The organism is Stenotrophomonas sp. Steno-C18 (assembly GCF_056393195.1).
Genome location: NZ_JBWJOX010000001.1, coordinates 792,895 through 816,483 on the forward strand (window position 1 = coordinate 792,895; position 23,589 = coordinate 816,483).

The 23,589-nt window shown below is 67.7% G+C and carries 20 protein-coding genes, 1 pseudogene and 1 riboswitch; of the genes and pseudogenes, 13 read left to right on the forward strand and 8 right to left on the reverse strand.

The window, feature by feature from the left end:
• Positions 1-155: 155 nt before the first annotated feature.
• Positions 156-728 (reverse strand): hypothetical protein, encoded by a 573-nt coding sequence (locus AC06FE_RS03690; protein ID WP_478072249.1) that lies wholly within the window; start codon positions 726-728, stop codon positions 156-158.
• Positions 729-1,114: 386 nt separating this feature from the next.
• Here AC06FE_RS03690 and AC06FE_RS03695 point away from each other — a divergent pair, with 386 nt between their 5' ends.
• From AC06FE_RS03695 to AC06FE_RS03720, 6 genes are all read left to right on the forward strand, one after another.
• Positions 1,115-1,597 (forward strand): hypothetical protein, encoded by a 483-nt coding sequence (locus AC06FE_RS03695; RefSeq protein WP_478072250.1) that lies wholly within the window; start codon positions 1,115-1,117, stop codon positions 1,595-1,597.
• Between the two features lie 98 nt (positions 1,598-1,695).
• A complete protein-coding gene (locus AC06FE_RS03700; protein WP_132865263.1) occupies positions 1,696-2,469 on the forward strand; it encodes an SDR family oxidoreductase in 774 nt (257 codons plus the stop codon).
• 86 nt (positions 2,470-2,555) lie between these two features.
• Positions 2,556-4,007: an aldehyde dehydrogenase family protein gene (locus AC06FE_RS03705; RefSeq protein WP_478072251.1), complete on the forward strand. Its 1,452-nt coding sequence runs from the start codon at positions 2,556-2,558 to the stop codon at positions 4,005-4,007.
• Positions 4,008-4,010: 3 nt separating this feature from the next.
• Complete coding sequence (locus AC06FE_RS03710; protein ID WP_132865265.1) at positions 4,011-4,262, forward strand: DUF4209 domain-containing protein; 252 nt, start codon at positions 4,011-4,013, stop codon at positions 4,260-4,262.
• A gap of 28 nt (positions 4,263-4,290) precedes the next feature.
• A complete protein-coding gene (locus AC06FE_RS03715; protein WP_478072252.1) occupies positions 4,291-5,454 on the forward strand; it encodes a low temperature requirement protein A in 1,164 nt (387 codons plus the stop codon).
• Between the two features lie 186 nt (positions 5,455-5,640).
• Positions 5,641-6,429: a hypothetical protein gene (locus AC06FE_RS03720; protein WP_478072253.1), complete on the forward strand. Its 789-nt coding sequence runs from the start codon at positions 5,641-5,643 to the stop codon at positions 6,427-6,429.
• On the opposite strand, the gene rarD is transcribed toward AC06FE_RS03720, so the two are convergent.
• The 4 genes from rarD to metX form a co-directional block, all read right to left on the reverse strand.
• A complete protein-coding gene (gene rarD / locus AC06FE_RS03725) occupies positions 6,404-7,306 on the reverse strand; it encodes an EamA family transporter RarD (protein WP_478072254.1) in 903 nt (300 codons plus the stop codon). The genes AC06FE_RS03720 and rarD overlap by 26 nt on opposite strands.
• 228 nt (positions 7,307-7,534) lie before the next feature.
• Complete coding sequence (locus AC06FE_RS03730; RefSeq protein ID WP_313251712.1) at positions 7,535-8,602, reverse strand: homoserine dehydrogenase family protein; 1,068 nt, start codon at positions 8,600-8,602, stop codon at positions 7,535-7,537.
• Positions 8,599-9,846 carry an O-succinylhomoserine (thiol)-lyase gene (locus AC06FE_RS03735; RefSeq protein WP_478072255.1) on the reverse strand — a complete coding sequence of 416 codons (1,248 nt, stop codon included), beginning with the start codon at positions 9,844-9,846 and terminating at the stop codon, positions 8,599-8,601. The genes AC06FE_RS03730 and AC06FE_RS03735 overlap by 4 nt, the downstream gene beginning before the upstream one ends.
• A complete protein-coding gene (metX, locus tag AC06FE_RS03740) occupies positions 9,843-10,871 on the reverse strand; it encodes a homoserine O-succinyltransferase MetX (protein ID WP_478072256.1) in 1,029 nt (342 codons plus the stop codon). Before metX ends, AC06FE_RS03735 begins: the two co-directional genes overlap by 4 nt.
• Positions 10,872-10,940: 69 nt before the next feature.
• Positions 10,941-11,060: riboswitch (SAM riboswitch) on the reverse strand.
• A 54-nt stretch (positions 11,061-11,114) separates the two neighbouring features.
• Between metX and AC06FE_RS03745 the strand changes: the two genes are divergently transcribed.
• The 4 genes from AC06FE_RS03745 to AC06FE_RS03760 all read left to right on the forward strand — a co-directional run bounded on the left by AC06FE_RS03745 (position 11,115) and on the right by AC06FE_RS03760 (position 16,565).
• Positions 11,115-11,981 carry a M23 family metallopeptidase gene (locus AC06FE_RS03745; protein ID WP_478072257.1) on the forward strand — a complete coding sequence of 289 codons (867 nt, stop codon included), beginning with the start codon at positions 11,115-11,117 and terminating at the stop codon, positions 11,979-11,981.
• Between the two features lie 139 nt (positions 11,982-12,120).
• Positions 12,121-13,725, forward strand: coding sequence for a peptide chain release factor 3 (locus tag AC06FE_RS03750; protein ID WP_132865272.1), 1,605 nt, complete (start codon positions 12,121-12,123; stop codon positions 13,723-13,725).
• A 125-nt stretch (positions 13,726-13,850) separates the two neighbouring features.
• Positions 13,851-14,483 (forward strand): PAQR family membrane homeostasis protein TrhA, encoded by a 633-nt coding sequence (gene trhA, locus AC06FE_RS03755; RefSeq protein ID WP_132865273.1) that lies wholly within the window; start codon positions 13,851-13,853, stop codon positions 14,481-14,483.
• Between the two features lie 120 nt (positions 14,484-14,603).
• Entirely contained in the window at positions 14,604-16,565 is a 1,962-nt protein-coding gene (locus tag AC06FE_RS03760; RefSeq protein ID WP_478072258.1) for an AsmA family protein, read from the forward strand.
• An 18-nt stretch (positions 16,566-16,583) separates the two neighbouring features.
• On the opposite strand, the gene AC06FE_RS03765 is transcribed toward AC06FE_RS03760, so the two are convergent.
• The 3 genes from AC06FE_RS03765 to mtgA are packed head-to-tail and all read right to left on the reverse strand — an operon-like array spanning position 16,584 to position 18,776.
• Entirely contained in the window at positions 16,584-17,015 is a 432-nt protein-coding gene (locus AC06FE_RS03765) for a CBS domain-containing protein (RefSeq protein ID WP_132865275.1), read from the reverse strand.
• On the reverse strand, positions 16,975-17,994 hold the full coding sequence (locus tag AC06FE_RS03770) for a glycosyltransferase family 2 protein (protein WP_132865276.1): 1,020 nt from the start codon (positions 17,992-17,994) through the stop codon (positions 16,975-16,977). The genes AC06FE_RS03765 and AC06FE_RS03770 overlap by 41 nt, the downstream gene beginning before the upstream one ends.
• 26 nt (positions 17,995-18,020) lie before the next feature.
• Positions 18,021-18,776 carry a monofunctional biosynthetic peptidoglycan transglycosylase gene (gene mtgA / locus AC06FE_RS03775; RefSeq protein ID WP_192287396.1) on the reverse strand — a complete coding sequence of 252 codons (756 nt, stop codon included), beginning with the start codon at positions 18,774-18,776 and terminating at the stop codon, positions 18,021-18,023.
• Positions 18,777-18,853: 77 nt separating this feature from the next.
• Here mtgA and hslO point away from each other — a divergent pair, with 77 nt between their 5' ends.
• The 3 genes and pseudogenes from hslO to AC06FE_RS03790 all read left to right on the forward strand — a co-directional run bounded on the left by hslO (position 18,854) and on the right by AC06FE_RS03790 (position 23,572).
• Positions 18,854-19,747 (forward strand): Hsp33 family molecular chaperone HslO, encoded by an 894-nt coding sequence (gene hslO, locus AC06FE_RS03780; protein ID WP_192287397.1) that lies wholly within the window; start codon positions 18,854-18,856, stop codon positions 19,745-19,747.
• Between the two features lie 151 nt (positions 19,748-19,898).
• Entirely contained in the window at positions 19,899-20,717 is an 819-nt protein-coding gene (locus tag AC06FE_RS03785; RefSeq protein WP_192287912.1) for an XOO1806 family protein, read from the forward strand.
• 235 nt (positions 20,718-20,952) lie between these two features.
• Positions 20,953-23,572 (forward strand): annotated as a pseudogene (locus tag AC06FE_RS03790) (TonB-dependent receptor plug domain-containing protein).
• Positions 23,573-23,589 lie beyond the last annotated feature (17 nt).

Consider the following 23,589-nt stretch of genomic DNA (forward strand, 5'->3'; position numbering starts at 1 on the left):
AAACGATGCGTGTATTCAATGACCCGCTTTTGTAGCTTAAAGCCGCCCCAGTTCCCGCCAGGAGCGACATCCCCGAAACCCTGACACACCCGCGTCCGCGCATGATCCGGCGGTGGTATCCGGAGCGTCAAGCACAGCGTGCCCGACCACCGGTCTCACGCGATGTAGGCAACCCAGCGCCGCCCCAGTGCACCGACGATGCTCTCGAGCAGGTCGATGTTCAACGGCTGCGAGATGTCCAGGCCGGCCCTGACGAAATCCACGGGCATGCACAGGGTCTGCGCCAGCGAGTGACAGGAGGCACCGCTTCTCACCATCTCATTGAGGACCAGCACCTTCATCGACTCAGCAGCCGACAGGCGCGCGTCGATACCGTCCCGCGGCCGGCTCCGTGGCAGCGGGATGAGCCTTCCGGCCCGCATGTGTTCGCGTACGGCCGCCCTGAGCGCCGCGTTGAGCTTCTCCATGGAGTACTCCGAACCCGGCAGGCAGACCTCGGGCCAGTCCGCCAGATGCAACGTGTAGCTGCTGACGGCACCGACGGATTTCACGGGATAGACAAGCATGGAATTGAGCACACCAACCGTTTTCAGCACGTCAACCTGATCCCGGAACGTCCTGACAGAACCCATCACCCCGGCCCAAGCCCAGCAGGGCGCCGCAGGGGCCCGACACACCAACGCGAAGAACATACCGACGTGACGCACCCAAGCATCGAACAGATCCACGCCCTGATCGAATCACTGGACAACGCCTCGCTCAGTACCCACCAACGTGTCCAGGCCCTGCAGGAAATACGCCGCATGTCTGCCAGCCTCTACCTGAACCGTGCAACGCAGGACACCACCGAGCAGTGTCATCAGATCGACGCCCTGGCCCTGAAGGCGTGCGGCATTGCGTTGACGTCGCAGCAAGCATGACCCCGCCATCCCGTACCTGTTGGCAACGGAAGATAAGGGCTATTGACATGATGTTCACGCATGCTTCCTCACCCCGTCGGTGATAAACGATGAGGAATGACCGTCCCCGCCACGCATCGCCGCACCGCGCGCCGTTGCATCCCGCCGACACGCCACGTGCAGGCCACGCCTTGTCGGATGAAACACGCCCCGCGATGACAGGCACCGCGCCCGCGCCGCCCAACCCGCGGACCCCGAGCTTCGGGGAACTGCAGGCATTGATGCATCCGCACCTTCCCCAGGACCTCTCGAGATTCGATCTGCATGAACGGGTCGCGCAACGCTCGACGGAGATCCGCCAGACGGACCCGTTGAGCGCCGCGCTGCTGGCTGCCGCCGCCGTGCAGCTGCGGCGCCAGGCGCAGAACGAGCGCAGCGCGCACAGCACCCCGGCGCTGCGGGTGAGGACGCTGCGCGAACTGCAACCGGTCCTCATCGCGCTGCGGCAGGCCTGCATCCAGGAGGCGGCCTTGGCCGCACTTGGCCCGTCCGCGCCCGGCTGGCTGCGTGGCACCGATGCCAGGACCGGCGCAAGCCGCCTGGCAGCCTCCCGGGAGAGTCGCTCCGAACTCACCCGGCTGCTGGACGCCCTGCGCCAGGAGAACGCTCCACAGCGGGACGAACCCCGCAGCAACTGAGCTGCAAGCACCTCCTCCTGCGCCGCAGCGAGGCCACACGGCGACCACCGGCGTGCCGGAAGCGCCATCACCACCGCCCCACCACCAGGAACATGCAGATGAACGACCATTCCCTGAAGAACAAAGTCGCCGTGATCGCAGGCGGCGGCAAGAACCTCGGCGCGCTGATCGCCCACCAGTTCGTCGATGCCGGCGCGCGCGGCATCGCCCTCCACTACAACAGTGACGCCTCCCGCGCCGACGCCGAGAAGACCGCCGCCGAACTGAAGGCCAAGGGGGCCGATGCCACCCTGTTCCAGGGAAACCTGGCGGTGGTCGACAACAACGTGAAGCTGTTCGACCAGGCCAAGGCCCACTTCGGCCAGGTCGACATCGCCATCAACACCGCCGGCGTGGTCATCAAGAAGCCCATCGCCGACATCACCGAGGCCGACTACGACAAGAGCTTCGACGCCAATGCCAAGGCTGCGTTCTTCTTCATCCAGCAGGCCGGGCGCGTCCTCGCCGACGGCGGGAACATCGTGACGATCGTCAGCTCCCTGCTGGCCGCGTACACGCCGTTCTATGCGATCTACCCGGGCAGCAAGGCCGCCGTGGAGCACTACACGCGCGCCGCGTCCAAGGAGTTCGGCGAGCGTGGCATTTCGGTCAACGCCATCGGCCCGGGCCCGATGGATACGCCGTTCTTCTACGGGCAGGAACAGCCAGACGCGGTGGCCTACCACAAGTCCGCGGCGGCACTGAGCAAGTACAGCAGGACCGGGCTGACCGACATCCAGGACATCTCGCCGATCGTCAAGTTCCTGGTCACCGACGGCTGGTGGATCACCGGGCAGACCATCTTCGCCAATGGTGGCTATACCACCCGCTGATGCATGGCGGTGACGCGCACGAAGCGCGTCACCCTCCCTGTTCCATGGACAGGACGTTCAGCGGCCAATCGCGTGGGGTAATCACGATGAGCAATCGTTTCCAGTCCTGCTTCGACGCGCAGAAGGCGCGGTTCGACACCGATGCCACCAAGTCCCTTGCATGGCGCCTGGAGCAACTGGACCGCATGGAGAGGATGCTGCGCGAGCACCAGCAGGCGCTCTGCGCGGCGCTGCACCAGGATTTCGGCAAGCCACCGTTCGAGCAGTTGTTCGAGATCACTGTGCCGCTGGGCGTGATCCAGTACTACCGGGACAACCTGAAGGCCCTGATGGCACCGCAACCGGTGCCGATCCCGCCGGGACTGGAGGCCCGCGGCAACCGTGGCCTCGTGTTCAAGGAGCCGTACGGGGTGACCCTGGTCATCGGCCCCTTCAACGCGCCGATCCTGCTGTTGCTGGACCCCGCCATCGCCGCGCTGGCCGCAGGCAACACCGTGATCCTGAAACCAGCCAACACCACCCCGGCGACCGCCGAACTGCTGAGCCGCTGCATCACCAAGCACTTCAACCCCGAGGATGTCGCCATCGTCACCGGCGGCCGCGAGGAGATCGCGGCGCTGCTGGAACTGCCGTTCGACTTCATCTTCTTCACCGGCAGCTCGGCGGTCGGCAAGGTGGTGCTGCGCGCCGCCGCCGAACACCTGACCCCGGTCGTGCTGGAACTGGGCGGGCAGAACCCGACCGTCGTCGATGCCAGCGCCAACCTGGACATCGCGGTGGACCGGATCGCCTGGGGCCACAACGCCATCGCCGGCCAGTGGTGCGTGGCCCCGGGCTACGTCTGCGTGCACCGTTCGATCGCCGATGCGTTCATCACGCGCCTGAGACGGTCGTTGATCCATATGTATGGCGAAGACCCCCGCCACAGCCCGGATTTCGCGCGGATGATCAGCGAGCATGATGCCGAACGCGTGGCCTCGTACATCCTCCCGGACAAGGTCGTGCATGGCGGTCGCTTCGACGTCCCCGGCCGGTACGTCGAGCCGACGGTGCTGTATCCCTCCGCGTGGACCGACCCGGCCATGCAGCAGGAAGTGTTCGGCCCGGTCCTGCCCGTCATCCCCTATGACGACCTGCGCGAAGTGGTCGGCCTCATCAAGCGCAGGCCCAGGCCGCTGGCGGCCTATATCTTCAGCAAGGAGCCGGCGGCCATCGACTACTTCCTGGGGAGCGTGTCCTTCGGTGGCGGCTGCGTGAACCAGACCAACCTGCACTGCTGGATCGACAGCCTTCCCTTCGGCGGCGTCGGCTACTCGGGGATGGGCAAGTACTACGGCAAGGCCGGCTTCGACACGCTCAGCAACACCAAGGCCATGTTGATCGGCAACCCCGACGAGGTGCTGGACGTCTTCCCGCCCTACGCCGGCAAGGACATCGCCGGCAGCCTGGGGCTGTTCGCGTGGACCGAACCGCCCGCGCCCGGGAATGACGCCTCACCGATGCCGGATACGAACACCCACCCCAACGCGACGGACTGAACCATGCGCACAACCCTGCTGATCGTTGCTGGACTTCTCCTGGCCGCCCTGGCGTCGTGGCTGGGGGGCCCCTCACGACGCGTGATGGCGGCCGTGCTCTTCGCCGCGGCGTGGCTGGCCGTCGTCGGCTGGAACCTGCGCACGGGCCTGTCGCATGGCTACACGCTGCGCGAGGAGTTGCCGATCCAGGCCGCGATCTACCTGGTGCCACTGGCGCTGGCGGTGTGGCTGGCGTGGAAGCACGCGGCCAAGTGACCCCGAACCCCTCGCCACGGATGCCCCGGTGAACACCCGAATCCATTCCATGCTGCGCGTGCGCGACGGCCATGAGGCCAAGGTCGGTTACGCGGAACTGTTCTTCGACCTGGTCTATGTCTTTGCGGTCACTCAGGTATCGCACTTCCTGCTGGGCAACCTGACCCCGCTCGGCGCCGCCCAGGCGCTGCTGCTGTGGTTCGCGGTCTGGCTGGGTTGGCAGTACACCTGCTGGATCACCAACTGGTTCGACCCCGAGTCCCCGCGCATCCGCCGCATGCTGTTCGGGCTCATGTTCGTCTCGCTGGGGATGGCCGCGGCCCTGCCGGACGCCTTTGGCCAGCGCGGCCTCCTCTTCGCCGGCTGCTATGCGCTGATGCAGGTGGGGCGCGCCCTGTACATCCGCCTCAGCCTGGGCAACGCGCCGCTGGCCTCCAACTACACGCGCATCCTCGGATGGGCCTGCATCAGCGCGGTGTTCTGGATCGCCGGCGGCCTGCAGCAAGGCACGCCACGGATGCTCCTGTGGGCGGTGGCCGTGGCCTGCGAGTACCTGTCCCCGATGTTCGGCTTCCCGCTGCCGGGCCTGGGCCGTTCGAACAGCGAGCGCGACTGGACGGTGGAAGGCGGGCACATCGTCGAGCGCTGTGCCTTGTTCATGATCGTCGCGCTGGGCGAGTCGGTCCTGGTCGCGGGCGCAACGCTGGGCCACGCCCACCACTGGGACATGCCGATGCTGCTCGCGTTCACGGCCGCGTTCGCCGGCAGCGTGGCGATGTGGCGGGTCTACTTCAGCGTCGCGGTGAAGGAAGCGACCGAGGTCATCGTCCACGCCCCGGATCCCGGCCGCTACGCCGCGTTGTTCCACTACCTGCACGTGCTCATCCTGGCGGGCGTCATCGTCACCGCGGTCGGCAATGACCTGGTCATCGCGCACCCCACCGCCCGCATGGACGGAACGTCCCTGCTGGTGCTGGTGGTGGGACCGGCGCTGTTCCTGCTCGGCAGCGGCCTGTACAAGCGGGTGATCCACGGGCACTACCCCGTCTCGCACCTGGTCGGCCTGGGACTTCTTGCGATCACCGCGATCGTCGGCTGGCGCTTCAACCTGCTTGTGGCCAATGCGTGGACCACCGTGGTCCTGTTCGTGGTGACCGGATGGGAGCAGCATTCCAGCGCCAATCGCAGCTGAGCCTGCGGGCCGGTGTCCTCCCGCCGTGGTGTCCAATCCTTGTCTTGAAGTGCCCTGCCGGGCAGATCAGAATCCGGCCACCACACGATCTGCCCAGGGAACAGCATGCACAGCGAACAGGACCCCGCCCGCCCGGTACCGATGCGCCCGGCACCCCGCAGGCGGCCCGAGCCCAGGAAGGGCGGATTGACCCTCACCCGGGTCATGCTGGGCGCCTGCGTGCTGGTGGTGCTGGCCTGGTACATCGGAAGGCGCGACGCACCCGACGCCGGCGCGACGGCGCAGGCCGATGCGACGCCCGGCCCCGCAGCCGCGTCTTCGCACGGCGCGGCACGCTCGGAGGCGCACGTCGTGCAGGGTGAGAAATCCACCACGCTGGCCACCCTGGACGAAGCGCGCATGACGGTGGGCGAACAGGGCCGCGTGCTGCGCATCACGGGCAGCGTCGGCCGCAACTTCGCCCAGGACCTGCAGGCGGCGCTGGAGGCCAACCCCTCGCTGCAACGCATCGACATCACCAGTGGCGGCGGTTACGCCAAGCCCGGCCTGGAGGCGGCGCGGATGATCCGCCGCCGCAACCTGATCGTGCGGGTCAGCTCGCACTGCGCCAGCATGTGCGTTGCCCTCTGGGCCGCCGCTGCGCAGCGCCAACTGGAGCCGGACGCGGTGATCGGCCTGCATGCCTGGGATGCACAGTGCGACGCACGCCCGTCGCCGGACCGCGAGCAGTGCCATTACCAGATGCAGTTCGCCACCGATCACGACGCCAGCTACGACTCCTGGCTGCGCGAGGCCGGCTTCAATGCTTACCTGCTGGGGCTGCAGGAACGCACCGCCTCGGAGAACATCGCCGTGGTCAACGCGCTCCAGCTCTGGGAGAACGGCGTGGACTTCAGCGCCGTCAGCCACGACGGCACGCCGATGACGCGTGCCGATGTCCAGCGCTATCTCAGGGACCGCTACAGCCGCCGTTGAACCGGCGGCGGCGCAGCTTCATGCCGCCTTCCAGCGCCAGCAGGGCCACCGCGATCCAGATCGCGATGTAGGTCGGCCACTGGCCCTGCCCGACGCTCTCGCCGAGCAGCAGTGCGGCCAGCATCAACAGCACCGGCTCGACGTAGGTCAGCAGCCCGAACAGGCTGAAGGACAGCATCTTCGCCGCCAGCACGTAGCACATCAGCGCCACCGCGCTGACCACGCCCAGCAACGGGATCAATGCATACAGCGCCGGGCGTTGCGCCAGCATCTGCAGCAGCGCCTGGCCGTCCCCGATCGCGGCCCACCCCGCCACCGGCAGCAACAGCACCAGCTCCACCCAGAAGCCGCCCAGATGGGCGATGTCCAGGTGCCGGCGCACCAGGAAGTACGCCGGGTAGCCCAGTGCCACCAGCAGCATCTCCCACGACAGGCCGTGGTTGCGCAGCAGCGCCCAACCCACGCCGAACGCGGCGCTGGCCACCGCCAGCCGCTGCAGCGGCGACAGGCGTTCGCCATAGACCACGCGCCCGACCAGCACCATCACCAGCGGCAGCAGGAAGTAGCCCATCGACACCTGCAACGCCCGCCCGTGCAGCGGCGCCCACAGGAACAGCCACAACTGCACCCCGACCATCGCCGCGCAGGCCGGCATCGCCAGCCAGAGCCGGCGGTCGGAGCGCAGGCGTTGCAAGGTGCCTGGTATCAACGTGCGCTCGCCGCTCACCCGCAGCATCAGCGCCACCAGCGGCACGGCGAACAGCACGCGCCAGCCGAAGATGTCCTGTCCCTGCAGCGGTGCCAGGTGCGGGCTGCCGTAATACATCACGCCGAACAGCAGCGACGCCACCAACGAAACCAGCACACCCTTGGACACGGAACCACCCGATCGACAGACAGGGCAACCCGCACCTGAGGGGGCGGCAGCCGCCGCGGGACACGCGGCATCGACGCAGGGAGCGTGCCACCGGCGCAGGGTACCGGGGCCAACGCCGATCCCCAACCCTTCGGCCGGGAGGGAAACCCGCCTCACGCCCCCGCCGTCACCCCGCATCGCTGCACATGCCCTGCAGCCCCACACCCGCACCGAGCCGGCATGCGTCGCTCAGCGGCGCACGATCCCCAGCACATCGTCGAGCAGTGCCGCGGCGGTGACTTCGGCGCCCGCCCCCGGCCCCTGGATCAACAGCGGCTGGGTGCTGTACCGGTCACTGTGGATCGCCACGCGGTTGTCGGTGCCGCGCCCACCGGCCAGCGGATGATCGGCCGGCAAGGCGCGCAGGCCCACGCGGGCCCCCTGCGCGTCCACGCGCCCGACCACGCACAACTTCAGGCCCTGCGCACGGGCCTGCTGCAGACGCTCGGCCAATGGCGCGTCCAGCAGTTCCAGCGCGCCATCGACCTGGGCCGCCGGCAACGCGGCCAACGCCGACGGCACCAGCGAATCCACCTGCACCTGTTCGGCCTCCAGCGGCACGCCGGCCGCACGCGCCAGGATCAGCAGCTTGCGCCGCACGTCCTCGCCGGACAGGTCGATGCGCGGGTCTGGTTCGGTGTACCCGGCGGCGGCGGCCTCGCGCACGCAGGCGGAGAACGGCTGGCTGCCGTCGTAACGGTCGAACAGCCAGGCCAGCGACCCGGACAGCACGCCCTCGATCGCATGCACATGGTCGCCGCCGGCCACCAGCGCGCGGATGCTGCGCAGCAGCGGCAGGCCGGCGCCGACGGTGGCGGCATCACCGTACTGCGCGGCACCGTGGTCGGCGGCGGCGCGGATGTCGCGGGCACGCACCAGTGCGGTGCCGTTGCCCAGCTTGTTGGCCGTCACCACGTGGATGCCCTGCGCCAGCCACTGCGCATGATCGGCGGCCACCGCCTCGCTGGCCGTGGCATCGACCACGATGTCGCCGGCGACCAGCCGTCCCACTTCCTGCCGGTGCACGGGCTCGCCTTCACCGCGCTGCGCATTGCGCGCCTGTGACAGCACCGCATCGGGCGCATCACCGCAGGCCAGCGCGATGCGCGAGTTGGCCACCACATGCAGCGCCGGCAGGCTCAGCTGGCGCTGCTGCAGGGCCTGGTAGCGGCTGACGAACGCCGAGCCGACGGTGCCGGTGCCGAGCAACACCAGCCGGGCCTGCGTGGTTTCCTGCGGACGCAGCTGCGCGCTCATGCATCCACCGTTTTCTTGCATTTGGAGGCATCCCGCGACTGCGCGATCACGTTGGCCGCACGGGCCAAGGCGGCCTGCAGGTCGGCCAGCAGGTCCTGGCTGGACTCGATGCCCACCGACAGGCGCAGCAGGCCGTCGCTGATGCCGGCCTTGGCGCGCGCTTCGGCGGTCATCGCCGCATGGGTCATGGTCGCCGGGTGCGCCACCAGGCTCTCCACGCCACCCAGCGATTCGGCCAGCGTGAAGTACTGCAGCCCATCGACGAAGGCGCGCACCGCCGCGTGCGGGTCCTCGCCGTCGCACGGCTCCAGCTCGAAGGAAAGCATCGCGCCGAAGCCCTTCTGCTGGCGCGCCGCCACCGCATGGCCCGGGTGCGATTCCAGGCCCGGGTAATAGACGTTGGACACCGCTTCATTGCCCACCAGCAGCTCGACCAGCGCCTGGGTGTTCTCCTGGTGCACGCGCAGGCGTGCATCCAGCGTGCGCAGGCCACGCAGCGTCAGGAACGCATCGAACGGCGAACCGGTCAGGCCCAGCGCGTTGGCCCACCACACCAGCTGCTGGTGGACCTCGGCATCGGCGGCGATCACCGCGCCGCCCACCACGTCACTGTGGCCGTTGACGTACTTGGTGGTGGAATGCAGCACCACGTCGGCCCCGAACGCGATCGGGGTCTGCAGTGCCGGCGACAGGAAGGTGTTGTCGACCACCACCTTGGCACCGGCCTTGTGCGCGGCGTCGATCACGAAACGCAGGTCGGTGATGCGCAGCAGCGGGTTGGACGGGGTTTCGATCAGCACCAGCTTCGGCTGCTGCGCCAGGGCATCGGCCAGCGAGCGCGGGTCGGTCAGGTCGGCGGTGACCAGCTCGAAGTGGCCCTTGGTGGCCAGCGCGTTGAACAGGCGCCAGCTGCCGCCGTAGGCGTCATGCGGCACCACCAGGCGGTCACCCGGCTGCAGCAGCGCATTGAGCACCAGGTTGATCGCGCCCATGCCGGTGGCGGTGACCACGCCGCCGGCGCCGCCTTCCAGTTCGGCCAGGGCTTCGCCCAGCAGGTCGCGGGTCGGGTTGCCGCTGCGGGTGTAGTCGTACTGCCGCTTGTTGCCGAAGCCGTCGAAGCTGAAGTTGGATGACAGCACGATCGGCGGCGTCACCGCGCCGTGGGCGGTGTCCCGGTCGATGCCGGCACGCACGGCCGCGGTGACGCGGCTACAGGACACAGCGGAAGTGGGGGACAGGCTCATGCGGTTTCTCCGGGCAGGCGAAGGGCGTTGGCGAGGATCGCGTCGATGCGATCGGTTTCTTTGAGGAAGGCGTCGTGGCCGTAGGGCGAGCGCAGCACGCGCAGGCTGCCGCGCGGGCCCAGGCCCTCGACCAGCGTGACCAGGTCCGACAGCGGCACCAGGCGGTCGCCTTCCACGGCGACCACCAGGGTCGGCACGCTGATGGCAGCCGGGTCGACACGGTGCAGGTCGATGGATTCGGACAGGCGCAGGTAGGCGTTGACGCGGGTGCGGGCCACGTACTGCGCGCCGGCGGCGTCGAGGTAGTCCTCGGCGGCCACGCGCACGCGGCCATTGACCACTTCCGGCGCGGCGTCGAAGCGCTCGCCGAACTCCTCCGGCGTGCGGTAACTGAGCATGGCGAACTGGCGGGCCAATGCCAGCCCGTGCGTCTCGGCGCACTGCAGCTGGCCCAGCGCCACCGCGCGGCGCTGCAGCGCGCGCCAGGCCGAGGCATACGGATGCGGGCGGTGCGCGCCGCTGACCGCGATCAGCCTGGCCAGCCGCTGCGGGTGACGCACGGCCAACTGCTGGCCAACCAAGGCGCCGTAGGAATAGCCGACGAAACCATGCAGCTGTTCGATCTTCAGCGCGTCCAGTAGCGCGGCGATCGCGTCGGCCTGGTCGGTGGTATCGATCGGCGCGTCCAGCTCGCCGTCGGCGCCGATGAAATCCACGCCGAGCAGGCGGCGACGGCTGGGATCCAGCGCGCGGCCCACCCCGGCCAGCCCCTCGGCCCAGCCCTTCTCGCCGAAACCACTGTTGGCGGCGATGTGCCGATGCGCCGAGATGCCGCCGGCCACCAGCACCACCGGCGTGCCGGCCGTGCCGACCAGTTCATAGCGCAGGCGCAGCAGGCGCTGTCCTGCATGACGCATCGCCAGGCGCACCTCGACCTCGCCGCGCACGGCGGGAATGGCGCGTTCAGCGCTGTCTGGGAAAGCGGCGGGGAATTCCTGGGCGGCAATGGCAGTGGCGAAACGCATGGCTATATCCGGTAAGGAGCAGCCATCGAGCTTCGCGGGCCCGTGTTCGCCGTACGCGGGGTACGGATCGAACCATCTTTCGGCGGACACAGTGGTCACCGCAGGATTTGGCACCAAACACAGGCGCTTGCGCGTCTGCTGGTTGCCCCGGCTTCAAAGGGCCTGTCCCTCTGCCGGTCTCGATGGTGGCGCTACGATGCCAGCGCCCCGCGCCCGTGTCAATCTCTTTATTCGAATAAAGAGATGGATAGGTTTCCGACGCAACCAAGCAGGCACAATCCACTGCCCCTTGCCTGCCCCCTCACCGTGCACCCAACCACGCTGCTCCCCCTCCTCCTGCTGCTCTCCCTCGGCTGCGACGCCAGTCCCGGCGCACGCTGGCGCCAGGGCTGGAACCTCGGCGGCGCCCCGGCCATCCCGGCCACCTCCCCGGCCGACCACTTCGCCAGCCTGCGCCTGCAGGCGCGCGGCGGTGGCAATGCGGTGATCGCGCGCAACCTGCTGTCCGGTCCGGTTCAGGTGCAGCTGCGCGGACTGGACGCTCCCGCACCGCCGCATCTGCTCGCCGCCAACGAGGAACGCCTGCTGACCTGGCTGCCCGGCAACGCCAGTGGCGCGCGCCTGGTGCTGGATGCAGTCCCGGGTGATCCTGCGGCCCGGCCCGACGCCTACCGCTACCAGCTGCCGTTCCGGCAGGCGGCCATCCGCGTCAGCCAGGCGTTCGGCGGGCGCTTCAGCCATGGCGATGCGCAGAACCTGCACGCGGTCGACTTCCCGCTGCCGGAAGGCACGCCGGTGCTGGCGGCACGCGCCGGCACCGTGATGCAGGTGATCGCCGATTCGCCCGGGCAGGGCTGCCTGGTCCGGGTCCTGCACGGCGACGGCAGCATCGGCCTGTACGCCCACCTGCAGTCCGGCGGGCTGCAGGTCCGCCCGGGCCAACGGGTCCAGGTCGGCCAGGTGCTGGCCCGTTCGGGCAACACCGGCCGCAGCAGCGGCCCGCACCTGCATTTCGCGGTGCAGGCCAACACCGGGCTGGCGCTGGTATCGGTGCCGTTCCGCATGGACAGCCCCAACGGCGAACTGCGCTTCCCGCGCGAGGACCGCTGAACGATGGTGCCCGTCACCCCGCCCCCGCTGCCGCCGAACTGAACGCGCCGGGCGCGCGGCCGCCGCTGTTGCGGCCGGCCGACAGGTATAATTACCGGTTCATTCGTCTACTGCTGCGCCCGGGCGGGCGCCCCCGACCATGTCCGAAGTCGCCTCCGAAGCCGCGCGCCGCCGCACCTTCGCCATCATTTCCCACCCTGACGCCGGCAAGACCACGCTGACCGAAAAGCTGCTGCTGTTCGGAGGCGCGATCCAGATGGCCGGTTCGGTCAAGGGCCGCAAGGCCGCCCGCCACGCCACCTCCGACTGGATGGCGCTGGAAAAGGAGCGCGGCATCTCGGTGACCTCGTCGGTGATGCAGTTCCCGTACGAAGACAAGATCGTCAACCTGCTCGATACCCCCGGCCACGCCGACTTCGGCGAGGACACCTACCGCGTGCTCACCGCGGTGGACTCGGCGCTGATGGTCATCGACGTGGCCAAGGGCGTGGAAGAGCGCACCATCAAGCTGATGGAAGTCTGCCGGCTGCGCGACACCCCGATCATGACCTTCATCAACAAGCTCGACCGCGAGGGCAAGGACCCGATCGAGCTGCTGGATGAAGTAGAAACCGTGCTCGGCATCCAGTGCGCCCCGGTCACCTGGCCGATCGGCATGGGCCAGCGCCTGAAGGGCGTGGTCCACCTGCTCACCGGCGAAGTGCACCTGTACGAACCGGGCCGCAACTTCACCCGCCAGGACTCCACCATCTTCCCGTCCATCGATGCACCCGGCCTGGCCGGGAAGATCGGCGAGAAGATGCTGGCCGACCTGCGCGACGAACTGGAGCTGGTGCAGGGCGCCAGCCATCCGTTCGACAAGGACGCCTACCTGCGCGGCGAGCAGACCCCGGTGTTCTTCGGCTCGGGCGTGAACAACTTCGGCGTGCAGCCGTTGCTGGACTTCTTCGTCGAGCACGCGCCGGCGCCGCAGGCACGCGCCACCACCGGCCGCGACGTGGCCCCGCAGGAAGACAAGCTCAGCGGCTTCGTGTTCAAGATCCAGGCCAACATGGACCCGCAGCACCGTGACCGCGTGGCCTTCATGCGCGTGTGCTCGGGCAGGTTCAGCGCCGGCATGAAGACCTTCCACGTGCGCAGCGGCAAGGAAATGAAGCTGGCCAACGCGCTGACCTTCATGGCCAGCGACCGCGAGATCGCCGCCGAGGCCTGGCCGGGCGACGTGATCGGCATCCACAACCACGGCACCATCTCCATCGGCGATACCTTCACCGAAGGCGAAGCGGTCACCTTCACCGGCATCCCCAACTTCGCCCCGGAACTGTTCCGCCGCGCCCGCCTGAAGGACCCACTCAAGCTCAAGCAGCTGCAGAAGGGCCTGGCGCAGCTGTCCGAGGAAGGTGCCACCCAGTTCTTCCGCCCGCTGATGAGCAACGACCTGATCCTCGGCGCGGTCGGCGTGCTGCAGTTCGACGTGGCCGCCTACCGCCTGAAGGACGAGTACGGCGTGGAAGCGGTGTTCGAGCCGGTCTCGATCACCACCGCGCGCTGGGTCTCCTGCAGCAACGCCAAGAAGCTGGAGGAGTTCCGCGAGAAGAACGCCAACAACCTCAGCATCGATGCCTCCGGCCACCTGGTGTACCTGGCCCCGACCCGGGTCAACCTGCAACTGGCCGAGGAGCGCGCGCCGGACGTGCGTTTCTCCGCTACCCGCGAAGCGGCGCATACCGTCTCGGTGGATTGAGGGCGGGAGGACCGCCCTGCGCGAATGGGAACGGGAACGGCTGTCCCGTTCCGGTTCCCGCTCCCGGCCCGTTCCCTGCTTTAATAGCTGCCATCGGGCTTCCCCACAGCCCGCGGCAGTCGCACATGACCACAGCTGTTTCGATCCGGGAAGAAATCGCCAGCGCCCTGACCCACGGGCTGGGCGCCGTCACCGCACTGGCCGGCGGCGCCGTGCTGATCACCCTGGCCGCCATCTACGGGGATGGCTGGGAGCTGGGCAGCGCTATCGTCTTCGGTGTCGCCCTGCTGCTGCTGTACACCGCCTCCACCCTGTACCACGCCATCCAGCATCCGGTGGCCAAGGGCCGGCTGAAGATCTTCGACCACTGCGCAATCTACCTGCTGATCGCCGGCACCTACACGCCCTTCACCCTGGTCGGCCTGCGCGGCCCGTGGGGCTGGGGCCTGTTCAGTGCAATCTGGGCACTGGCGCTGTTCGGCGTGGTGTTCAAGCTGTTCTACACCGGCCGCTTCAAGAAGCTGTCCACGGCCATCTACATCGCCATGGGCTGGCTGGTGGTGGTGGCGATCAAGCCGATGTGGGCCTCGCTGGACGGGTGGACCATCGGCTGGCTGTTCGGCGGCGGCGTGTTCTACACGCTGGGAACCTTCTTCTACCATCGCGAGCAGGTCCCGTATTCGCACGCCATCTGGCACCTGTTCGTGATCGGCGGCAGCGTCTGCCATTTCGTCGCGGTGACCGCGCTGCTGCTTTGACCCGGCGCGCCCGCCGGCCGGCGATGCCCCGCAGGTGCATACGCGCCGGCAACGGAACATGCACGCCACGACAATGATTGCTTCGCGCGCCCTGCACCGCTGAGCGGCAACCATGGGCGCGTGAACAGCCCGTCCGCCCAACCGAAGACGCGCCCCTCACGCTGGCCTGCACGCCCCGGCAAACGCCTGCTCGCCGTGCTGCTGGCCCTGCTTGGCGCACTGCTCGCCCTGTTCCTGCTGTGGGACTGGAACTGGTTCAAGGCACCGCTGGAACGCGCAGTGCAGGCACGCACGGGCCGCGCCCTGCATATCGACAACCTCGACGTGACGCTGGGCCGCACCACCACGGTGCGTGGCGATGGCATCACGTTCGCCAATGCGCCATGGGCCCGCCAACCGGAAATGGCACGCGCACGGCGGGTTGAGGTCGACATCCGCCTGCTGCCGCTGCTGCGCGCCAGCGTCCAGCTGCCGGAGATCCGCCTGACCCACCCGGATGTGCTGTTGCAGACCGCCCCTACCCAGGGCCAGCCCGGCAACTGGGACGTCCTCGGCGGCAGCGGTGGCAACAGCACGCTGCAGCTCAAGCGCCTGCGCATCGACGCCGGCAAGCTGCGCTTCGTCGACGCCGCCGGACGCACCGATGTCGCGCTCGACCTGCAGAGCGGCAAGCCATCCCAGGGTGATGCCGCCCCGCCCCTCCACGTGGAAGGCAACGGCCACTGGCGCGGTGCCGCGTTCACGATGCGCGGCACCACCGAATCGCCGCTGGAACTCACCCATAGCGACACCCCGTTCCGGATCGCGCTCGATGCCCGTGCCGGTGCCACCCGTGCGCGCGCCAGCGGCAGCCTGACCAACCCCTTCCAACTGCAAGTGTTCAACCTGCAACTCCAGCTCAGCGGCCAGGACCTGGACGAGCTCTACCCGCTGATCGGCATCGCCATCCCGTCTTCCCCACCGTACCGACTGAACGGCCAGCTCGCGCGCGATCACCAGCGCTGGCGCTACACCGGCTTCACCGGCGTGGTGGGCAACAGCGACCTGGGCGGTGACGTGCAGGTGGAGACCGGCCGTGAACGACCGCGACTGCAGGCCAACCTGCTCTCGCAGCGGCTGGACTTCGACGACCTGGCCGGCTTCGTCGGTGCACCACCGAAGACCGGCGGCGAGGAGTCGGCCAACGCCCGGCAGAAGGCCGAGGCCGCGCGCTTGGCGGCCAGGCCCACCGTGCTGCCCGACAAGGCCTATGACCTCGGCAAGCTGCGCGCGATGGATGCCGATGTGCGCTGGAAGGCCCGCCGCATCAACGCGCCGTCGTTGCCGCTGGATGACATGGACGCACACCTGCTGCTCGACGATGGCCTGCTGCGGCTGGAGCCGCTGGACTTCGGCGTGGCCGGCGGGCATATCCGCAGCACGTTGCGCATGGATGCCCGTCGCCCGCAGATCGCCACCGCATTGGATGCCAACCTGCGCAACGTGCAGCTGGGCCGGCTGTTCCCCGATGCCAAGCTGGCCGAACAGGCCTCCGGTGGCATCAGCGGCCGCGTCCAGCTCAGCGGGACCGGTAATTCCGTGGCCGCCATGCTCGGCAGCAGCGACGGCAACGTCGCCATCGGCATGGGCCGCGGCCACATCGGCAACCTGCTGATGGAAGTGGCCGGGCTGGATATCGCCGAATCGGTGAAATTCCTGTTCTCCGGTGACAAGCAGATCCCGTTGCGCTGCGCCTTCGCCGACTTCGGCGTGCAGGACGGGCTGATGCAGGCGCGCGCGCTGGCCTTCGACACCACCGACACGCTGGTCGTCGGCGAAGGCACGGTCAGCCTGCGCCAGGAACACCTGGACCTGCTGCTGCGGCCGCGTCCAAAGGACATGAGCATCCTCGCCCTGCGTTCGCCGCTGCGCATCGGCGGTACCTTCAAGGACCCGTCCTTCCGCCCCGACTTCAAGGCGTTGGGCATCCGCGGAGCGATCGCCCTCACGCTGGGCAGCATCGCCCCACCGGCCGCGCTGCTGGCCACCCTGGAAACCGGGCCGGGCAAGGACGCCAACTGCGGCGGGCACTACGCCCGGTAGCACCCGCCACCGGACCGCTCAGCCCTGGGTGATGTATTCCTGCAACTGGCCCAGCTCGCGGCGCTGCTGCTCGATGACCGACTTGACCAGGTCGCCGATGGAAATCACGCCGACCACCTCGCCGCCCTCCAGCACCGGCAGGTGGCGGATGCGGCGCTGGGTGACCAGCTCCAGGCACTGCTCGACGCTGACCGTCGGCGCCACGGTGACCACCTCGGCGGTCATGATCTCCTGCACCGGCGTGGTCGCCGAGGAGCGGTCCATCAGCACGATCTTGCGCGCGTAGTCACGCTCGGACAGGATGCCGACCAGCTTCGGCCCATTCATCACCAGCACCGCGCCGATGCCCTTCTGCGCCATCAGGCGGATGGCGTCGATCACGGCCGATTCGGGCCGCACCGCGTGGATCTCAGGGGACTTGCTCCCCAGCAACTGTCGAACGGTCTGCATGGCGTTCTCCTGCGCTGATCGGTGCTGCCGATACTGCCACGTTCGCCGGGCGCCATGTGTCGACCAGGTACAAAGGCCGCTGCTTGGCCTCCATGTACAGGCGCCCCAGGTACTCGCCGATCAGGCCCAGCGCGATCAGCTGCACCCCGCCCAGGAACAGGATCACCGCCATCATCGTCGGCCAACCGGCGACCCGGTCGCCGTACAGCGCGGCCTTGCCCACCACCCAGGTACCGAACACGAATGCACTGGCCGCGGTGAACAGGCCCAGGTAGGTCGCCGCGCGCAACGGCGCGGTGGAAAAGCTGGTGATGCCTTCCAGCGCGAAATTCCACAACTTCCAGAAACCGAACTTGCTGCGCCCGGCGATGCGCTCGCCACGCCGGTACGGCAAGGCGATGCGGCGGTAACCGACCCAGCCGAACAATCCCTTCATGAAACGCTGCCGCTCCCGCAGCTGCCGCAGCCCGGCCAGCGCGCGTGGCGAGAGCAGGCGGAAGTCACCGGTATCGGCCGGAATCGGCGTCTTCGACAGGCGACCGATCAGGCGGTAGAACACCGCCGCGGTCGCCCGCTTCATCCAGCCATCGCCGTCGCGTGCCCAGCGCGTGCCGTGCACGTCGTCGTAACCTTGCCGCCACAGCGCGACGAACTCCGGGATCAGCTCCGGCGGATCCTGGCCATCGGCATCCAGCATGATCGCCGCCCCTTCCTCCACCGCATCCAACCCGGCGGTCAGCGCGATCTCCTTGCCGAAATTGCGCGACAGCCGCAGTGCGGCCACGCGCCGGTCATCCTGCGCCAACTGCTCGATCACCGCCCAGGTGGCATCGGAACTGCCGTCGTCCACGTACAGGATGCGGCCATCCACGTCCGCCATCGCATCGAGCTGCGCGCACAGCCGCGGATGCAGCAGCGGCAGCGCGTCCTGCTCGTTGAAGGCGGTGATGACAAGGGTCAGGCGATCAGCGGGATTCATGGCCCGATTCTACGCAGGCCGCCGGCTCAATCGCCCGCCTCCAGATAGTCCGCTCCGCCCAGCTGCCGGGCCTGGCGCTGGATCCAGGCTGCGCGGCGCTGCACGTAAGGACCGGGGCGGGCTGCGCTGTAGCGCCGCGGCGACGGCAGCACCGCGGCCAGGCGCGCGCTTTCGGCCGCGCTCAATTGCGAGGCGTCCTTGTTCCAGTAGCTGCGCGAGGCGGCCTGCACGCCGTAGATGCCGTCACCGAATTCGGCGACGTTGGCGTAGACCTCGATGATGCGCTGCTTGGACCACAACGCCTCGATCAGCACCGTGTACCAGACCTCCAGCCCCTTGCGCAGCCAGCTGCGCCCCTGCCACAGGAACACATTCTTGGCGGTCTGCTGGCTGATCGTGCTGGCCCCGCGCAGGCGCTTGCCCTTGGCATTGTTTGCCCGCGCCTTCTCGATGGCCTGCAGGTCAAAGCCGTTGTGCTCGGGGAACCGCTGGTCCTCGGCGGCCACCAGCGAGATCGGCACGCTGGCCGCCATCTGGTCCAGGTCCCGCCACTGGTAATGGATCCGGAACCCCCATTCGCCCTGCGCCAGGGCCTCCACCTGCCGGAACAGCATCACCGTGGAGAACGGCGGGTCGATGAAACGCAGCGCCAGCACCTGCAGCACGCTGAACAACGCCAGCGCCACCGGCACCCGCCACATCCACCACCACCAGCCGCGCCGGCGTCGGGCCACCCCCGCCTGTTCCGGCACGACCTTGCGCTCGTCCTGCTCCGCCCCCATTGAAGACCCACCTTGCAGATTCCATCGTCCGGCGCATTATCCGGCACCGGCCCCCACCTCGCGCAGATGCCGTCCCCATGACTGATACCTCCGACCTCCTCACCCGCTTCCTCCTGCCCGATGCCGGCGTCCGTGGCGTCCATGTCCGTCTGGGTGAAAGCTGGCGCGAAATCCTGTCCCACGGCGACTACCCGCCCGCCGCCGCGCGGCTGCTCGGCGAGGCCAGCGTGGCTACGGCGCTGTTCACCGGTCACACCAAGGTCGATGGCCGGCTGTCGATCCAGCTGCGCAGCAACTCCGCGCTGCGCGCGCTGTTCACCGAATGCACCTCCGCCGGCACCCTGCGCGGCATCGCCCAGCTGGCCGAGGGCGAGGACGCGCCGTCCAGCCTGAGCAGGCTCGGCGAAGGCACCCTGCTGGCGATCACCATCGAAAACCCGGGCCTGGACCCGCGCGAACCGCAGCGTTACCAGAGCCTGGTCAACCTCAGCGGCGACACCCTGGACGACGCCTTCGAGGACTATTTCCGCCATTCCGAGCAGTTGCCGACCCGCCTGTTGCTGGCCTGCGACGGCGAGCACGCCGCCGGCCTGCTGCTGCAGAAGCTGCCCGGCGATGCCGGCGACGAGGACGGCTGGGTCCGCGTCAGCGCCCTGTTCGACACCCTGGGCCGCGAGGAACTGCTGGCCCTGCCCGGCGCCGAACTGCTGCACCGTCTGTTCCATGAGGAGCACCCCCAACTGATGGGCGACAAGCCCTTGCGCTTCGGCTGTTCCTGCTCGCGCGAGCGGGTGGAGGCCATGCTGCAGTCGCTGGGCGAGGAGGAGGCCCGGGCCGCCGCCGAGGCCACCGGCCAGGTCGAGGTCCGCTGCGAGTTCTGTGGCCGCCAATACCACTTCCCTTTGACGGAATTCGGCGTATTGTTCGCTTCTACACCGGCCCAGCAGCCCGCCCCCGAGCGGTTGCAATAAGGGATTGCGAGTTTACGTTCTGGGGAGGACGAGGACTTGTTAAGAAACCATAAACACCATAGGATCAATGGCTCACGCGCCGGGAACTTCCCCGCGCATCCGGGGTCAGAGTGAGTCCATGAACGCCTTCCTGCGCCTGCCGCTTGCCTTGATGATCGCCCTTGGCGCGATCACGGGCGTGCATGCGCAGAACAAGCCGCGCACCGACAGCACCGTCCTGCCGGTCTGGAACCGCGGCAGTGGCAAGGTCGAGGCCCTGCTCTACCTGGAGCCGACCGGCGAACAGCGTGCCGGTGCCCGCTGGAATTTCGGCCGCAGCTCGCTGGATGCCGCGTTTGGCCTGTCCTCCGGCGACTCGCTGGGCCTGCTGTGCAACAGCAGCCGCGGCAGCAGCATCAGCGGGTTGGCCAGCCATTGCATGCTGGCCAGCCTGGGCGACGATGACGACGACAATGGTCATCACATCTCCGCCACCACCGCCTTCAACCGTCCCGGCGGCCGCATCGGCGTCACCGCCGGCACCGGCCGCGACACCCTGCCGGCCTGGCTGGCCGGTGGCAGCCGTTCCGGCGCGGCCCGGGTCGAGCAGAACGACCTGACCGTGTTCGGGCAGAAGAACATCGGCAGGGAAGGCTTCGTCTCGATCGGCGGCACCCTGGCCAAGGCCCGCCTGGTACCGCTCAGTGACGCCTCCCCGGCCATCGTCGACCAGTGGGACAGCAAGAGCCTGAGCGTGGGCGGTGGCTACGGCGCCTTCAGCGCCAACGTCATCGGCCGCGTGGTCGATGCCCCCGGCAGCAGCAAGTGGGAAGGGCTCGGCCTGGGCATCACCTGGCGCACCCCGTGGAGCGGCCAGCTGACCGTCGGTGCGGAGAACGTCATCACCCGCGGCAAGAACCCGTTCTCGCCCCGCAATGAGAGCAACGACGACGGTGCGATACCGTACGTGCGTTACGAGCAGGATCTGTAACCGCAATTTCCAAGTGACTTCCCTGAACGCCCCTTTTTGGGGCGTTCTTCGTTTCCGCCTTTCAAATCAGCACTTTGCCGAATTTGATGACCTTCCACCCTTCCATTAACCAATCTTTAATTTATTTGCAGGCGCAAGTACTATCGGTATCGACCTCGGGTTTTGGGATCGCCCTTCGACCCCACCCAGGCCACACGTGCAACACCCAAGTCCACTTGGCAGAGAGAGAGACCCAATGAATTGCAAGACCACCAAGCTGCGCGACGCAGTTGTCGTCGCCTTGGCAGCAAGTGTATTCCCGGCCGGCGCCGCGTTCGCCCAGGACACCACCACCCTCGACAAGATCGAAGTCACCGGCTCGCGCATCAAGCGCGCCGACGTGGAAACCTCTCAGCCGGTCTTCACGATGAGCCGTGAGCAGATCCAGGCCCAGGGCCAGACCTCGATCGGCGACATCATCCAGACCATCAGCACCAACGGTTCCAGCCTCAACAGCACCTACAACAACGGTGGCAACGGCGAAACCCGCGTCAACCTGCGCAACCTGGGCTCCAACCGCACGCTGGTGCTGGTCAATGGCCGTCGCTGGGTTGGTGGCACCGGTCTGGGCGGCGCCGTCGACCTGAACACCATTCCCACCGCTGCGGTTGAGCGCATTGAAGTCCTGAAGGACGGTGCATCGACCATCTACGGCTCCGACGCCATCGCCGGCGTGGTCAACATCATCCTGCGCCAGAACTTCGACGGCGCTGAAGCCAATGCCTACTTCGGCCAGTACGACAAGGGCGACGGCTCGCGCGAATCGTACGACTTCACCATCGGCTCCAGCGGCGAGCGCTGGTTACTTCGTCACCGGCAATGGCGGCAGCACCTGGCGCAACTACACCAGCGCCGACAGCTTCAACCACGCCCCGGGCAACCTGCTGGTGACCCCGCAGGAGCGCACCTCGCTGTTCGCCGACGCCGGCCTGTCGATCACCGACAACGTCCGCTTCAAGACCACGGTGACCTACAACGAGCGCAAGTCCGAGCAGGTCCTGGCCGCCATGCCGATCGTGCTGGGCCGTGCCGCACCGGGCACCAACGGCGCCAACATCGTCATCAGCAAGGACAACATCTACAACAACACCGGTCGTGACATCGACTACATCCAGTACCGTGCGATGGAGACCGGTGGCCGTATCTATACGCAGAACGTAAAGACCTACGGCTTCAACGGCGCGTTCGAAGGTGACTTCGAAGTCGGCAGCCGCTTCTGGAACTGGGAAGCCGGTATGTTCTACGGCAAGAACGACCAGACCGACATCACCACCGGCTTCTTCAACATCTCGGCCCTGCGCAACGCCCTGGGCGCATCGTTCATCGACGGCGATGGCGTTGCACGCTGCGGTACCGCAGGCAACGCGATCGACGGCTGCGTGCCGATGAACATGCTCAGCGGCGCCGGTTCGCTCACCCCGGAGATGATCAAGTACGCGAGCTTCACCGCGCACGACGTCTACGGTTATGAGCAGAAGACCTATTACGCGAACATCGGCGGCGAGCTGTTCGACCTGCCGGGCGGCGCGTTCGCCTTCTCCGCCGGCGTTGAACGCCGTGATGAGTCGGGCTTCGATGATCCCGATGGCCTGATCAATTCCGGTGACACCACCGGCAACTCGCGTACCGCCACCAGCGGCGGTTACAAGCTCGACGAAGCCTACCTGGAACTGGCGATCCCGCTGCTCGCCGGCGTGACCGGCGCCCAGCTGCTGGACTTCAGCGTGGCCACCCGCTTCTCCGACTACAGCAACTTCGGCAACACCGTCAACAGCAAGTTCGGTTTCCGCTGGAAGCCGATCAATGACCTGATGGTGCGCGGTAACTGGTCGCAGGGCTTCCGTGCCCCGTCGATCAATGAGTTGTTCTCGGGCGTGAGCGACACCTTTGAAGACGTCGCCGATCCGTGCGCCGGCACCATTGGTGACGATGCCAACACGCCTCCGGCCAGCTGCGCCGGCGTGCCGGCCTACACCCAGTCCAACCCGCAGATCCGCACCACGGTCGGGGGCAACACCAAGCTGGGTCCGGAAACCTCCGTCTCCAAGACCCTGGGCTTCGTCTACAGCCCGAGCTTCGTGCAGGGCCTGGACCTGTCGCTTGACTGGTGGAACATCAAGATCGAAGACGCCATCTACGCCCAGAACGCCCAGCAGATGCTGGACGCCTGCTACCAGCAGGGCGTGAGCTCGATCTGCGACATGATCACCCGTGACACCACCGGCCAGATCTCCAACATGCTGGCCGTGCCCAACAACGTCGGCACCATGGAAGTGGAAGGCTGGGACTTCACCGTCGGCTACCGCCTGCCGGATACCCGTTTCGGCAGCTTCAACTTCATCTGGGACAGCACCTACACCTCGAGCTACACCGTCGAGGATCCGGTGACCGAAGGCTACAACCGCGTCGGCAACTACCTGGACCGCGACAACTACTGGCGTATCCGCTCCAACCTGCTGGTTGCCTGGCAGCTGGGTGACTTCGGTGCCACCGCTTCGGCGCGTTACTACTCCAGCCAGGTCGAGGACTGCACCGGCTCGAACTACACCGGCGGCAACTTCGCACGCCTGTGCTCGGACGCGGATCACATCGGCCGTGGCAACAAGGCTGACCCGCAGCGCCACATCCCGAGCGTGACCTACACCGACCTGAGCGGTTACTGGAAGACCCCGTGGAACGGCCAGATCACCATCGGCGTCAACAACGCCTTTGATCGTGACCCGCCGAAGTCGTACACCACGTTCGCCAACTCGTTCGACCCGCAGTACGAAATCCCGGGCCGCTTCTTCTACATGCGCTACAACCAGAAGTTCTGATCGTAGCCAGGTAGTAC